Genomic DNA, 14,011 nt, shown 5'->3' with positions numbered 1-14,011 from the left:
CCCCGTGAGACCTAAAAGAAGGGGTGGCCGCGAAGAGGCCGCGACCACCCAGTAGGAGAGTTACGAAAAGAGGTCGATCCCCCTCCCCCCTCTTAGAATTTATAGGCCGCACTGAAGCGGAACGAACGGCCGAGGATCGGGCGCGCGTTGACGACTTCGCCGCCGGTCTGGCCGATCGTGCGCGGATCGCCCTCGGTCAGCCCGACCTTGTCGGTCAGATTGTCGGCGGTAACCGCGAAGGTCAGCGCGCGATTGACGTCGAAGGTGACGCCCGCATCGATCTTGAAATAATGCGGGAGATCCTGCGTATTGCCGGTGTCGGAGAAGCGGTCGCCGACATAGGCGAAGGTCGAATAGAGCGAGACCTTGCTGTCGCTGCCGAATTCGATGTCATACGACGGCGTCACGCGCCACTGCCACTTCGGCTGCCGCTGGACGCGGTTGCCGCTGAGGTCGGTTGCGCCGTTGTTGGCGAAGAAGTTGCGATATTTCGCGTCGAGCCAGGTGCCCGAGAAGGCGATCGCGAAATTGTCGATCGGACGGATCTGTCCTTCAAGCTCGACGCCGGTGCTGCGCGCGCCGCCGATCGACGCCTGCGGTCCGCCATTGCCGATGACCGTCGTCACCAGCCCCTTGAAGTTGGTGTGGAACAGCGTGGCATAGAGCGACACGAGGTCGGTACGCAGCTTGATCCCGCCTTCATAATTGTCGACGCGCGGCGAGACGCGGATGCCGTCACGCAGATTGTCGAAGAAGGGGTTGGTGTTGCCGCGATTGTAGCGGACATAGGCGCCGAGCGACGAGGTGAAGTCATAGTTCAGGCCCGCCGTCCACGACCAGGCGCCCTTCTTGTACGAAATCGTGTTGAAGGTGCCGTTCAGGACTGCCGTGTTGCTGTCGTAGAGCGTGTTCGCATCGCCATCGACGTCGACGCCGAAATTGTTGTTCTCCAGCGTGCCCGTCGCCTTGTAATTCTGATACCGGATACCCGCGTCGAACCGCAGTTCGGGCGTGATCTGATATTCGTCGACCGCATAAAAGGCATATTCGCGACCGTCATAGGCGGCGTTGACGTTGAAGAACGAACCCTGCGTGAAACCGCGATTGGTGACGACGCGGCCGTCGGCGAGGACAAGGTCCAGGACGCGCGCATTATTCTCTGCGGTCAGCAGGCGGATGTTGCCGAGGTTCCACTGGTCGTTCGACGAGAAGTCCGAGAAATAGGCACCGACGGTGAACTTGTTGTTCCCGCTCTTCCATTCGAGGTTGAGATCGTTGGTGAAATCCTCGATCTGCTTGCGCACGATCCAGGTGCCGGCGCGGATGACCTGCTGCGTGCCCGCGACCGCACCGCCGCCATTGACATAGGTCAGGCTGCCGATCGTCCCGCCAAGGCTCGCCGCATAGTCCGTTGCCGACTGCGCGGTGCTCGCGGGAACGAGGCCCGTCGTATCGGCATCGCCGTTGAGATAGCTGGCACGATAGCGGACCTGCAGGCCATCACCGATTTCGTAATCGAAATTCGTGCCGAGGTTGATCAGCTTCGCACCGCGGCCGTCGGCCAGATCGGCGCGGCTGCCGTCGGGCAGCAGGCTGAGCCGCGTTTCGCGGCCGGCGAGCGCTCCCGTACCGGGGTCGATGTTGCCGAACTGGCGCACCTTGTCGCCGTCGCGGACGACCGGGATCGGCAGCAGCCACTGGCCATGGTCGTTGAGGTAGCGCGCGAAGACGAGGATCGAGCCCTTGTCGAGGTCATGCCGCACGTTCGCGGTGATCTGGCCGCCCTTCTCGGGCGAGAAGCCCGGGTTGCGGATGCCATGGCCGGTCGAATAATAGCCACCGACCAGGAAGGTCGTATTGTCACCGAGCGGACCCGAAAGCACCAGGTCGCCGCGCACGTCGCCATAATCGGCGATGCTGGCCTTCACCAGGCCTTCGAACTCGCTGCCGCCTTCCTTCTGGACGAAGTTGACGGTCAGGCCGGGCTGGCCGTTGCCGAACAGGGCGCCAGTGCCGCCGCGAACCGCCTCGACGCGCGCGATCGTCTCGTCGACGCGGATGAGCTGCGTGTTTTCGAGGAAGGACAAGGTCGGCGGCGAGAAGAAGGGCACGCCCTGCGTCGTCAGCGTCACGAATTCGGCGTCACCGCCGGAGGGATAGCCGCGCACGAAGATGTTCGCGCCATTCTGGCCGCCCGAGCTTTCGGCCGAGACGCCGGGGATGACCTTGAACAGATCGGCGGTGCTGTTCGGCGCCGCCTTGGCGATCGCGTCGGCAGTGATGTTGGTGATCGCGAAGGCGGCGGACTGACGGTTGATGCCGCCGCCGGCGGTGCCGGTCACGATGATCTCGTCCTCGGCGGGCGCGGTATAATCGGTCTGAGGCGCTTCCTGGGCATAGGCGGCGGTCGGCAGCGCAAAGAGCGCGGCGGACGCCAGCAGACGGGTCCGGTTCAACATGAGATTTCCTCCACTTTATCTGGTCTGGTTGAAAGGCCCCCGCGCGCCGCCGCAGCCCGTTCGAACGACAGGATATTGGCGACCGTGAGCTGGCCTGTGGCGGGGACGTGCATGTCGGCGTCGGGCAGCGCCTCTTCTGACCCGATGCCAATGGCCACCATGCCCGCCGCATGGATGGCCGAAACCCCGGCCTCTGCATCTTCGATGCCGATGCACTGGTCCGGGCGAAGGCCCATGCCGTGGGCACAGGCCAGGAAGATATCGGGCGCGGGCTTGGCGTTCGCGACCGCCCCCGCATCCGCAATGAAATCGAACTGGTCGGCGATGCCGAGCAGGCGCACGACGTCGGGCGCGTTGCGGCTGGCCGACGCGAGGCCGATCTTCAACCCCGCGGCGCGCAGGCCGTCGAACAGCGCGCCGACCCCCGCGAAGAGGTCCGCGGGCGAATAGGCGGCAAGCCGTTCGCGATAAATGTCGTTCTTTTCCGCCAGCATGGCGTCGAACCTCTCCGCTTCGACCTCCGCCCCCGCATGTTCGAGGATCAGCCGCAGGGAGTTACGCCGATCGACACCCTTCAGCCGATGATTGACCTCGCGATCGAATGCGAAGCCATAGGAGTCGGCGAGCGCCTGCCACGCTTGATAATGGTCCTCGGCCGTGTCGGTCAGCACGCCGTCGAGATCGAAAATCACGCCTTTCAGGCGCGGCCGGTCCATGACGACGGGATCGCTGCCCACGCGAAGCGGGCGCCCATGGTCGAGAATGTCGACGGGATCGCCCGACACCAGCCGATAGGTGCAACCCTGGCCGCTGACCGCCAGCTCGATCACGCTTCCGCGCCATTGCAAGCGAAAGCGATAGCCCGTCCATGCGGCCGGCAGCTGCGGCCGGAACGACGGCGCCGCGCTGTCGAGGCGCAGCCCGCCCCAGCCCTGCGCCAGCACCAGCCAGCTACCCGCCAGCGCCGCCATGTGCAGGCCGTGCGAGGTGTTGCCGTGGCGGTTCTCAAGATCGACGAACGCGCATTCGCGGTGGAAGTCGAGCGCCGCCGCTTCATCGCCCAGCCGCGCCGCCGCAATCCCGAACGACACCGACGACAGTGTCGAATCATGCGTTGTGACGCGCGCATAATAATCGAAATTCCGCCGCTGCCGCGACACGGGCATTTCGACGAGATCCATCGCCATCGCCTGAACGACATTGCCCTGCTTCGCGACCTGGTGCCGAAACAGGATCATCGGGTGATAGCGCATCAGCAGCGGCCCATGGCCGTCGCGCGCCGAGGTTAGCCCGGGGAGTTCGGGACGGCTCAGAAACGCATCGTCCTGCGGATTGATGCCAAGCGCCGGATCGACCGGGAGCCACATCGCGTCGGCCGCGCGGCGCCACTCGGCGACCTCCCCATCGCTCAGCCCGATCGCCGCCTTCGCCGCGGCAAGCTCGCCGCGCGCGCGCAGCCATTCGGCTGTTTCGGCAGCATAGGCCAGATGCCGGCGCGCGATAGCGTTGGTGTAGAAATCATTGTCGACCAGCGCCGAATATTCATCGGGGCCGGTCACGCCGTGGAGGCAGAAAGCGCCACCACGCCGCGCGTCGAAGGCGCCGATCTCCATCCACATCCGCGCGGTCTCGAACAGCATTTCGGCCGCCTCGGCGCGAAACGCCTCGTCGCCCGACGCCGCGACATAGAGGGCGAGCGCATAGGCGATGTCGCCATTGATATGATATTGTGCAGACCCCGTCGGATAATGCGACGAACATTCGTCGCCGGCGATCGTCCGCCAGGGATAGAGCGCGCCGCGCGCATGGCCGATCGCCCGCGCATGGGCCCGCGCGCGGTCCAGCTTGCCGATGCGATAAGCGAGCAGCGTCCGTGCCCTTTCCGGCGCCTGCAGCGCAAGGATCGGCAGCATGAAGGTTTCGGCGTCCCAGAAATAGTGACCCTCGTAACCCTCGCCCGACAGCCCCTTTGCGCCGATGCTGTGGTTCGCATCCCGGCTCGCCGACTGGTGGAGCTGGAACAGGTCGAAGCGCAGCGCCCGCGCCAGTTCGTCGTCGCCGTCGATGTCGAGCGCCGCGCTCTCCCACAGCGCCTGCACCGCCGCGCGCTGTCCCGCGGCGATCGCATCGAAATCCATCGCCACGCCATCCAGCGCGACAAGGTCGACCGGGCGGCCGCGGGCGCAAGCCATCGCGACCACCCGGTCGATCGTCAGGACGCCGCCGGCGACCAACTCGCGGCGCACCACATGACCCGCGTGGACCGCCGCGACCTGAGCGGCCGCGCTTGCGACATGTTGGCGGTAGGCGAGTTCGACAGCATCCTGCGCGAACCGGGTGACGGAAGGGTTGTCACCCGGCAGGGGGGAAATGATGCTCCAGACCGGACGCAAACGTCCGGAAATGCGGGGGTCGTCGACCTCGGCGCCACCCGTGCCCTCGGCTTCGGTGCCATAGGTCAGCCAGGCCTGAAAGCTGCCCGCGAAGTCGAGCGGGCGGATGCGGATGCGCGAGGCGACACATGCGCCGCCAGCGAGCGGTACGATGCGCTCGACCGCGATTTCGAGCGTGCGACCGTCCTCGATTCGCCAGCTTGAGACGCGGCGAACCGCGCCGGTCGTCAAGTCGAGCACGCATTCGGTATCGAGCAGCTCGGCGGCCGCAAAATCGACAGGCTGGCCGTCGATATGGAGGCGGAGCAGCAGCGGGCTGGGGCACGGCACGCGCGTGTCGGTCGCGGTCGCGTAGCCCGGGAAACTCTCATGATAGGTGATCGGCCGCCTGACATAGGCGTCGGGCAGATAGGCGCAGGGACTCGACGCGCGCTCGTCGATCACGCCCGCGACGCCGCACAGGCCGTTCGCCAACGCGAACAGCGCCGCCGCCTGCTCGCCGACCGCATCGGGGCCGCGCCGGACAAGCCGCATCGCATCGAGAGACATGTCGGAAATCGCCACGCGCATCCTCACCACGGCAACGGCTGCTCCGGCCGGTGCTTCTCGACGCTATGTCCGGCAAAATGGTATCGATGTCAAGATATCGATACCATTTTGCCCTTTCGCTTGGTTTTCGGAGAGTTTCGCAATATCGGAGATCAGCTTTCGCGGGCGACCAGCTCGACCGGCATGGCGCGGGATTCGACGCGTTTTCCTGCCACGAGATCCAGCACCTTCTGCGCCAGCAAGGCCCCGCCGGTGGCCCAGTCCTGACGCACGCTGGTGAGCCGCGGCGAGAAGAGCGATGCCCCCGGCGAATCGTCGAAGCCGACGACCGAAACATCGCCCGGGACCGAGAGCCCCTGCGCCTCGACCGCCTCGATCGCGCCCATCGCGATTGCGTCGCTCGCGGCAAAAATGCCATCGAAGCCCTTGCCGCGTTCGAGCAGTTTCGACGTCGCCTCGCGCCCTGCGGCGACGGTAAAGCCACAGGCGACCCGATCGACAATCGCCGCCCCTTCCCCTTTCAGCGTCGCCTCGAATCCGCCCAGGCGGTCTTCGACTTCGCCATGCTGGGTTTCTCCGAGGAAGAGCAATTTCGTGCGCTTCTTTTTGAGGAGGTAGTCTGCGGCAAGCCGGCCGCCCTCGCGATTGTCGCTACCGACGACGATCCGTTCGGGCGGGCCATGCGCGGCGCCCCAGACGACATAGGGAAGCCCCGTCGCCTCGATCATCGCAGCGGCGTCGTCATGCACGCCCTGCCCCAACAGGATCACCCCGTCGGTCGAGGGCGGGTGCGCGGCGAACAGGTCGATGGTGGTCAGCACCATATTCTGCCCCGCCGCGGTCAGTTCCTGCATGATCCCGCCGAGCAGCGACAGCGGATAGGGTTCGCTCATCAACCGGTCGTGCGACGGCGCCATTTCGATGACCACCGCGATCGTCCGCGTGCGCTGTTGCCGCAGGTTGCGCGCCGAGACGTTGAGGCGATAGCCCATCCGCTCGGCGGTCTCGCGGATCAGCGTGCGCGTGCTTTCCTTGACCGTCGAATGCTCCGATAATGCGCGCGATACGGTGATCTTCGCGACGCCGAGTTCGCGGGCGACGTCCGCCATGGTCGGCCGCGCGCGCTCGTTGGGCTTGTGCGTGCTCATCCGCGACCCGGCCTGGCGATCGCTGACGAAGGATTGATATGCTGAGCCATGCCCCACCCCTAACGCCCGACGAAGGACTTTCACAAGCGGCTTCGCGGTCAGTCCTCAAGCGCGCGCGGCGCACGACGCGATTTTCACATGCCATCCCGGACCGCGAGCCCTCGACTTCCAGGGTCGGGAACCTCTCGCGATAGGGGTGACACGACGATGCACCGCATCGGTCGTGGGCCGGCGGGCAACGTCGCGGCGCCAGCCCGCTGGCCGAGCCGATGGCAAACTTCGGTTCGCGCTCGCGGATTGGCGCACCGCGGCTGGAGTCGAGCTGTCGTTTGATCGTGCGGCTATCGAAATGAGGCTCGCCCGTGCTTGGGATAGGCTCATTTGACCCCGAACGGTTTGAGCCAAGCCGCCAAGCCGGCTTCCCGCCTCAAAATCCGCATCGGATCGAACCTGCCACACGGCTTGGCTCGCATGGGAGCATCACTTTGGAGGTCCGGAAGTCCGTATAATTACGAAATGCGCCGACCGCGCGGGGCGCTAGCCTGAGGTCACAAAGGAGCAGGCGATGCCGAGACCCCGACCATTGACCCTCTGTCGCGCGCACCCGCGCCGGACCCCGGTGAATCGCGCACCGCCGGACCCGCGGCGCGTGCAAAGCCGCATCGCGGGCACCCTCACCCTTCGCGCTTCGCCGCTTCGGCGGCCCGTCCCAAATCAAGGAGACAGAGGATGACGCTTACCAATGCGCCCGACACCACGCTGAGCGAGGCGACCGAGACCCGTTTGCAGACCCGCAGCGGCGTCGATCTTCGCCTGCGGCCGGTCACCGACGGCGACGCCGACATCGTCAATCATTTCTTCGATGGGCTGACTCCCGACGATATGCAGTTCCGCTTCCTGAGCGGCCAGTCGCACCTGTCGAGCGTGCAGCTCGCGGCGATGATCGGGGTCGATCACCGGCATCGCGAGCATCTGCTCGCGTTCGATGCGGCAACGTCGGAGCTGGTCGCTAGCCTGCTCATCGCAGCCGACGAGGCGTTCGTGACTGCCGAGGTCGCGATTTCGGTCGCGCCGGCGTATAAGACGCGCGGGGTCGGCTGGACGCTCCTCAACCATGCCGTCGATCTCGCCCGGGCCCGCGGCCTCACGACCCTGCGGTCGATCGAGAGCCGCGCCAATCGTGGCGCGATGGAGGTCGAACGCACGCTGGGGTTCAAGGCGAGCGACTATGACGGCGACGCCACGCTGGCGCTGCTCGAACTGGAGCTTCGCTGACTTGGGCGATCGGGTCGGCGCCCCGAACGGCAGGCAGTCGGAGGCGCACCCAATGGACCAATGTTTCTATGCCATGCAGCTCGACACGCCGGGGGCGCCGCTGCGCCGCGTCGAGCGGATGATGCCCACACCGGGCGACGGCGAGATCCGGATCGCGGTCGTCGCGTGCGGCGTATGCCGAACCGATCTCCATATTGCCGACGGCGACATCAGCGGTCGGCGTCCGATCATTGCGGGCCATGAGATCGTCGGCCGCGTCGATGCGCTCGGCGCGGGCGTCACCCGATTCGGGCTTGGCGACCGGGTCGGGGTGCCCTGGCTCGGGCGGAGCTGCGGCGCCTGCCCCTATTGTGCAACCGGCCAAGAAAATCTCTGCGACGCACCCGAGTTCACCGGCTTCACGCGCGACGGTGGTTTCGCGTCGCACGTCGTCGCCGATGCGCGCTTCTGTCTCGCAATCCCCGCCGCCTTCGACGATGTTCACGCGGCGCCTTTGCTCTGCGCCGGACTGATCGGCTACCGCGCCTATCGCATGGCGGACGGGGCGAAGACGCTTGGCCTCTATGGCTTCGGCGCCGCCGCGCATATTCTTGCGCAGATCGCGATCGCCGATGGTGCCGACGTCTATGCCTTCACGCGCGAGGGCGACGCGGCGGGCCAGGATTTTGCGCGCCGCCTCGGCTGCATCTGGGCGGGCGCGTCGAACGAGGCCCCGCCCGCCGCGCTCGATGCCGCGATTCTCTTCGCGCCGGTCGGCGCGCTGGTGCCCGAAGCGCTGCGCCGGGTGCGGAAGGGCGGACGCGTCATTTGCGCCGGCATCCATATGAGCGACATTCCCGCCTTTCCTTATGCCGATCTCTGGGAAGAACGATCGATTCGGTCGGTCGCCAATCTGACCCGTGCCGATGGCGCTGCGTTCCTCGAGGCCGCAGCGCGCTGCCACGTGCGCACGCATGTCACTGTGCTGCCGCTCGCCGATGCGAACCGCGCGCTCGACCGGTTGCGCGCCGGCGAGGTGGAAGGCGCGCTCGTCCTCGTCCCCGAGGGAGTGGCTACGGGGAATCACTAATGGCGCGCCGCGGGCAGCGGCGCGAAAGAGGCGAAGGCCAGACCGGCCGGTCAGGAGAAACTGCCATGGATCGTTTCGAGCGAGACACCGCCAGCGCGGCGCGGCCTCCCGAGTGTCCCGATTGCGACCCGCCGGCACAGCCCGACAAGGCCTATCCCGAAACACCGGCGCCAAACCCCGATCGCCAGCCGTTGCGCACGTCGCCCGAAGCGCCGGTGCTTCCCGACAGCCATCCCGAAGGCACGCCGCGCGAATATCCCGAATAAGTCCGCCCGCGAGGAGCAGGACGAGGCTTAAGGATTTGCCGACGGCGTACCGCTGCGAGTGAGACGGGTCACGGCATCGACGAGCATATGCTCGCGCAGCGGCTTTTCGAAAACAAGCGCGAAGCCCGCCTTGAGCGCACGGGCGCTCAATTCCTCGGACGGATAGGCAGAGATGAGGATCGCCGGTCCATCCCAGCCCTGTGCACGCAGCGCGCCGAGCATCGCGATGCCGTCGCTGCTCTCGAGCCGGTAATCGACGATCAGACAATCGGGCGCGGCGCGCGCCGCCTCGGCGAGTGCGGGATCGGCCGCGGGCCAGGCCTTCGCCGCAAATCCGCGCCCGTGCAAAAGCAGGAGGAGCGAGCGGCGCACCGCCGGGTCATCCTCGACGATAAGGATGGTCGGCGGCGCCTCGCTCCAACCCGATCGGGCGATCAACATGTCCATGGTCCCGTTATCGAAATTTTTGCATGGCGACTGGTTCCTGGTCGCACCATGCTAGGTCATGCAAGATCGTCGGGCTCGCCATGTCGGAAGCGCGAGCCCGAAGCTGGAAAGCAGGGCCAGGGGTCATCGATCAATGGCTCATCAGCAGGGGGAATTTGCTCTTCGAAAGCAGGTTCTTCGTGGTGCCCCCGAAGGTTTCGCGCAGTCGGCCGCGGCCGTAGGCGCCCATGACGATGTAATCGGCGCGGAACAGCTTGGCCTCGTCCGAGATCAGGAAATCGGCGTGGAACTTGCCGATGTCGGTCTTGCGCACATTCGCCGCGATGCCGTGGCGCGACAAATAGGTCGCGGCATCCTCGGGGGCGATATGATTGTCGGGCGCTTGCGCGGTGAATATCTCGACCTCCTTCGCAAAGGCGAGGAGCGGGACCGCGGCGCGGAGCGCGGCCGCAGCGGATGGGCGGCCGTCCCATGCGACGAGCGCGCGCTCGAGCTCGAAGCGCTCGAGGGTCTCGGGCACCGCGAGCACGGGCGCGCTCGCGCGCGCCACGATGCGGCTCGCAATGTCGCGCATGTCGGGCATCGGAAAGCCGTCGAGCGCGCAATTGAGGATGATGAGGTCGGCGAGGTCGGCGGCATCGAGCACCGCATTGGCGATCTCGTCCATCGCGTCGATCCAGCTCCAGCTGACATCCTCGCGCGACAGGCGGTCGCTGATCACCGACTTGTTCTTCGCTTCGCTTTCGCGCTCGTCGAGGACGACGACGGTCTCGGCAAAGCCGAACCCGTCGCCCGCGATAAGCGGATAGGGGGTGACGTCGATACAGGTCATATGCCCTTCCACCGCGCGGGTGATATCGAGCGCCGCCTGCAGGCGTGCTTCCTGGCCATGGTCGTCATGTACGAGCAACAGGATATTCTTCATGAGCCGTCTCCTTGGTTTCTTCGCCGAGCCTATGTGCCGCCCGCCCAAGCCGATATGCGCAATGATACGGATAGAAAGGCGGCCGCCCGGATTTCCGGACGGCCGCGGGGGGGTCGCCTCTTCCCCGAGCGAGCGGGATCAGCTGTCGACTGCGAGATAATCTTCTACGTCGGTCACGCCGGGCGCCGACCAGGCCGCGAGCTCTGCCATGCGCCGTTCACGCCAGGCCTTGACGCGGCCGCGCAATGTCACCGTGCTGCCGTCGGTCGTCACCGAGACGCTGCTCGCGTCAAGGCCCGCCCGACGCCTGAACGCCGCCATGATCCGCGCCTTGACGTCGGCAGGGGTCGGAACATCGCCGACCTTGATCATGTTCGACACCCCGGTGACCCCCGATATCTGGCCCGCGGCACGCGCGACTTCCTTCGCGATAAAGTGCCAATCGACCGTTCCGCTCAGCGTGACCCAACCATGCTCGACCTTGACCTTGATCTGGCCTTCGGGGATCGCGACCGTCCAGCCGATTATGTCGACGATCCGCCTGGCGATTTCATGATCGGCGGTCTTGGGATCGGACGCGAAGCGCACCTTCAGTTCCTCGGCAAGCGCGCGCACGCCCGCGACGCGCCGCACGGCGCGTTCGGCCGCAACCTTTTGCGGAAAGCTCTTCACATAGCCGGCAAGCGTCACGACGCCGTCGTTGACCGAGACGCCGATATCCGCGTGATCGACGCTTGGGTCCCATTCGAGCTCGGCGACCAAGTCATCCTGAAGCTGGCCGTCACTCTTGTTCGGCATGATCTTTCTCCTTTGAGGGGCGTCCGCCCCCTTGCGAGCGGACCGACGCCCGCCGAGCGCTGGCAAGGAGCCGCCGGGCGATTATGGCCACCCTTACCGGGGACGAAGCTGGCGGCTTATTCGCAACTTCCCGTAAGGAGAGCTCCGCTTGGGAGCTTCCCGGATTCTGCCGTCGCGGCCTGCTCGCTAGGTTCCGATAGCGCACCGGCGCATTACGGCGATGAGGCCCTTCCGAGAGAGTTCCTCGGACACAACCCGCCGCCGCGATCCCTCTCTATTTCAGAAGGAGCAAGCTGATGAATGATCTCACCCCGACCCGCACCGCGGGTAGCCAGCCCGCGCAGGCGGAGCTTGGCGCCATGAACTGGCTGCGCGGCGAACTTGACCGCATGTTCGAAGAGTTCGCCGTCCCCGGCCGCAGCCTGCTGAGCTATGTCCCGCGGCTCGTGAGTCCGGTCCCGGCGGTCGAGCTGGTCGATACCGGGTCAGCCTACAAGCTGACGGCCGAACTCGCCGGGCTCACCGAGAAGGACATCCAGCTCGAAGTCGCCGACGGAGTGCTTCTGCTCGCGAGCGAAAAAGACGAATCCTCCGAGCGCCGCGAGGACGGGCGTCTGATCAGCGAGCGGCGCCATGGCAGCTTCCGGCGCCGCATCGCGTTGCCCGGGGATGCCGATGCCGACAAGATCGAGGCGAAGTTCAAGCATGGGTTGCTCAGCGTCGAGATCGCGAAGACCGAGAAGGCGCGCGATCCCGCCCGCAAGATCAAGATCAGCAGCTAGACGCGTGCGCCGGGCCGCCTGGGGCGCGGTTCCGGCCGCCGCCCCCCTTCCGGGGCAGACAAATGTCACTCACCTTCAGCCGCTGGACCGATTCGGTCACGCCTTAGGGCGTTGGCGCGCTGCCCTCGTCGCCGCCGAGTATCTCCACCGGCTGCGGGCTCGAGGTGCGAAGCGAGTCCGGCGTGACGATAACGCTGGTTCCCACGGTTATGAGAGGCTCAAGCAGCGCGCGTAGATCGGCTGCTATATCGACGCGCCCTGCGAAGCGCTCCGGCACCTTGGCGGCAATTGCCTCCGGAATGGGGACCTCGAGCCAGGCTGCCGCGCCCGATTCGTCCGACTGGCGGACGAATGCCGAGGTGCCCGTAACCGGGCCTTCGAGGCGCACGGGCGCCGATCCGATCATCATCCCGTTGCGCAGCACCAGCAGCCGCTGGTCGGCGGCGCTGACAATGATCGACACGGGGCCGCTTGGCACCCGGTCCGGCTCCCATAGCACCGCCCCCTCTGCCGGCGTCGGCCCGGTCCGGAGCAGGGAATCGCCGGGAGCTGCGCGCGGAACGACTGCGGCCTCGGTGACGATGACCGTCATCCCGAGCCGCGTCACGCCATAGAGCAGGCGGGCAAAGGCCTGCGGCAGCCGGATGCAGCCGTGCGAAGCAGGATAGCCCGGCAAGGTGCCGCCATGTAGCGCAACTCCGCCCCAGGTCAGCCGCTGCATATAGGGCATGGGCGCATCGTCGTAGAGGTTCGAGCGATGATCGGCGTCGCGCTGAAGGATCGTGAAGACACCGGTCGGGGTTTCATGGCCCGCCTTGCCCGTCGAGACGGTGGTGATCGCGATCGGGACGCCATTGCGATAGAGGGTGCCACGCTGGGTCGCGAGGCTCACGATCATCATCAGGGGGCCGCGCGGGGCGATCTCGGGCGCCCAGATATACTCTCCGGGCTTCAATCGCTCGGCCGCCTCGCCAACGCTCCCGTGCGGTCCAGTGGGCTCGCCCGACGCCGCGAGTGGCAGCAGCAGCGCAGCCCCCAGCAGCAGCGCCGCCCTTCCGGCCAGCTTCGCGCAAGCTCCCATTGTCTCAGCCGGCCATCGCAGCCACTCGCGCCCGGTCGTTGATCCGCACCGCGCGCCTCGAGGGAAGGTCAACGAGGCCTTCGCTGCGCATGCGCGTGAGCTGGCGGCAAGTCGTCTCGATGGTCAGTCCCAATATGTCGGCGATCTGCTGGCGACCGAAGGGCAGCTCGAAGCCGCCAGACGCACCATCGGCGGCACCGGGGAGCCGTTCTTCCATATCGAGCAGAAAGGAGGCGACCTTCTCGGACGCCGATTTGCGGCCTAGCAGCATCATCCAGTGCCGCGCCCGATCAAGTTCGTCGAGGGTGCGGTGGAGAAGCTTTTTTTGCAAATGCGGGTGGCGGCCCGCGAAGTCGTCGAACTGATGGCGATTGAAGATGCAGACCTCGGCGTCGGTCATGGCGGTCACCCGGTAAGGGCTTTGCTTGCCGAACGGGCGGCCGATAAAATCGGAAGGGAATACCAGGCCAACGATCTGTTCGCGGCCATCGGCGGTGGCGACGACGAGCTTGAGCACCCCCGACAGGACATTCGCGACCGTCGGCGCTTCGTCGCCCTCCCATAGCAGGGTGTGACCCGCCCTCACACGCTGCCGACGGCCAATACGGCCAAGTTCGGCGGCTTCGTCGACCGCGAGGCTGGCGCAGATGGCGCGGCAGCGCACGGCGCAGGACGCGCAATCGCTCATTGGCGTGCTCCCGCAAGTGACGCGCGAACGGCGCTCGGGGCCCGTGTCGGGCAGTGGCCGCCCTGGTAGCGGAATGGATTTTGCTGAATCCCCATGCAGTCCGGATAGCGAGTCGCCGCACAGAGGTGATT

The 14,011-nt window shown here is 66.3% G+C and carries 12 protein-coding genes; 4 read left to right on the top strand and 8 right to left on the bottom strand.

The window, feature by feature from the left end; translation table 11 throughout:
* Positions 1-92 precede the first annotated feature (92 nt).
* The 3 genes from QOL68_RS02630 to QOL68_RS02620 form a co-directional block, all read right to left on the bottom strand.
* Positions 93-2,459: a TonB-dependent siderophore receptor gene (locus QOL68_RS02630; protein WP_282946683.1), complete on the bottom strand. Its 2,367-nt coding sequence runs from the start codon at positions 2,457-2,459 to the stop codon at positions 93-95.
* On the bottom strand, positions 2,453-5,422 hold the full coding sequence (gene pgmB / locus QOL68_RS02625) for a beta-phosphoglucomutase (protein WP_282946682.1): 2,970 nt from the start codon (positions 5,420-5,422) through the stop codon (positions 2,453-2,455). Before pgmB ends, QOL68_RS02630 begins: the two co-directional genes overlap by 7 nt.
* Positions 5,423-5,553: 131 nt before the next feature.
* Positions 5,554-6,549, bottom strand: a complete 996-nt coding sequence (locus QOL68_RS02620) for a substrate-binding domain-containing protein (RefSeq protein WP_282946680.1) — start codon at positions 6,547-6,549, stop codon at positions 5,554-5,556.
* Positions 6,550-7,278: 729 nt separating this feature from the next.
* Between QOL68_RS02620 and QOL68_RS02615 the strand changes: the two genes are divergently transcribed.
* The 3 genes from QOL68_RS02615 to QOL68_RS02605 all read left to right on the top strand — a co-directional run bounded on the left by QOL68_RS02615 (position 7,279) and on the right by QOL68_RS02605 (position 9,159).
* A complete protein-coding gene (locus QOL68_RS02615; RefSeq protein ID WP_282946677.1) occupies positions 7,279-7,824 on the top strand; it encodes a GNAT family N-acetyltransferase in 546 nt (181 codons plus the stop codon).
* The gene (locus QOL68_RS02610; RefSeq protein ID WP_349306396.1) at positions 7,778-8,893 is read left to right on the top strand and encodes a zinc-dependent alcohol dehydrogenase family protein; all 1,116 of its coding nucleotides are present in this window, start codon (positions 7,778-7,780) and stop codon (positions 8,891-8,893) included. The genes QOL68_RS02615 and QOL68_RS02610 overlap by 47 nt, the downstream gene beginning before the upstream one ends.
* Before the next feature lie 65 nt (positions 8,894-8,958).
* The gene (locus QOL68_RS02605; protein ID WP_282946674.1) at positions 8,959-9,159 is read left to right on the top strand and encodes a hypothetical protein; all 201 of its coding nucleotides are present in this window, start codon (positions 8,959-8,961) and stop codon (positions 9,157-9,159) included.
* Positions 9,160-9,186: 27 nt separating this feature from the next.
* On the opposite strand, the gene QOL68_RS02600 is transcribed toward QOL68_RS02605, so the two are convergent.
* From QOL68_RS02600 to QOL68_RS02590, 3 genes are all read right to left on the bottom strand, one after another.
* Entirely contained in the window at positions 9,187-9,600 is a 414-nt protein-coding gene (locus QOL68_RS02600; protein ID WP_282946672.1) for a response regulator, read from the bottom strand.
* A 136-nt stretch (positions 9,601-9,736) separates the two neighbouring features.
* Complete coding sequence (locus tag QOL68_RS02595) at positions 9,737-10,531, bottom strand: universal stress protein (protein ID WP_058454576.1); 795 nt, start codon at positions 10,529-10,531, stop codon at positions 9,737-9,739.
* Positions 10,532-10,669: 138 nt separating this feature from the next.
* Positions 10,670-11,329, bottom strand: coding sequence for a BON domain-containing protein (locus tag QOL68_RS02590; RefSeq protein ID WP_058454577.1), 660 nt, complete (start codon positions 11,327-11,329; stop codon positions 10,670-10,672).
* Positions 11,330-11,625: 296 nt separating this feature from the next.
* On the opposite strand from QOL68_RS02590, the gene QOL68_RS02585 reads away from it, so the two are divergent.
* Positions 11,626-12,111, top strand: a complete 486-nt coding sequence (locus QOL68_RS02585; RefSeq protein WP_231728992.1) for an Hsp20/alpha crystallin family protein — start codon at positions 11,626-11,628, stop codon at positions 12,109-12,111.
* Between the two features lie 103 nt (positions 12,112-12,214).
* Here QOL68_RS02585 and QOL68_RS02580 read toward each other — a convergent pair whose 3' ends face one another.
* Together QOL68_RS02580 and QOL68_RS02575 are read right to left on the bottom strand one after the other, a co-directional pair.
* Positions 12,215-13,192 (bottom strand): L,D-transpeptidase, encoded by a 978-nt coding sequence (locus QOL68_RS02580; RefSeq protein WP_058454578.1) that lies wholly within the window; start codon positions 13,190-13,192, stop codon positions 12,215-12,217.
* Positions 13,193-13,196: 4 nt separating this feature from the next.
* Entirely contained in the window at positions 13,197-13,880 is a 684-nt protein-coding gene (locus QOL68_RS02575) for a Crp/Fnr family transcriptional regulator (RefSeq protein WP_282946666.1), read from the bottom strand.
* Positions 13,881-14,011 lie beyond the last annotated feature (131 nt).

This window comes from Sphingopyxis sp. Geo25, assembly GCF_949769135.1.
Lineage (GTDB): Bacteria > Pseudomonadota > Alphaproteobacteria > Sphingomonadales > Sphingomonadaceae > Sphingopyxis.
The sequence above is the reverse complement of the archived record's forward strand: the minus strand, read 5'-3'. Positions and strand labels throughout refer to the sequence as shown.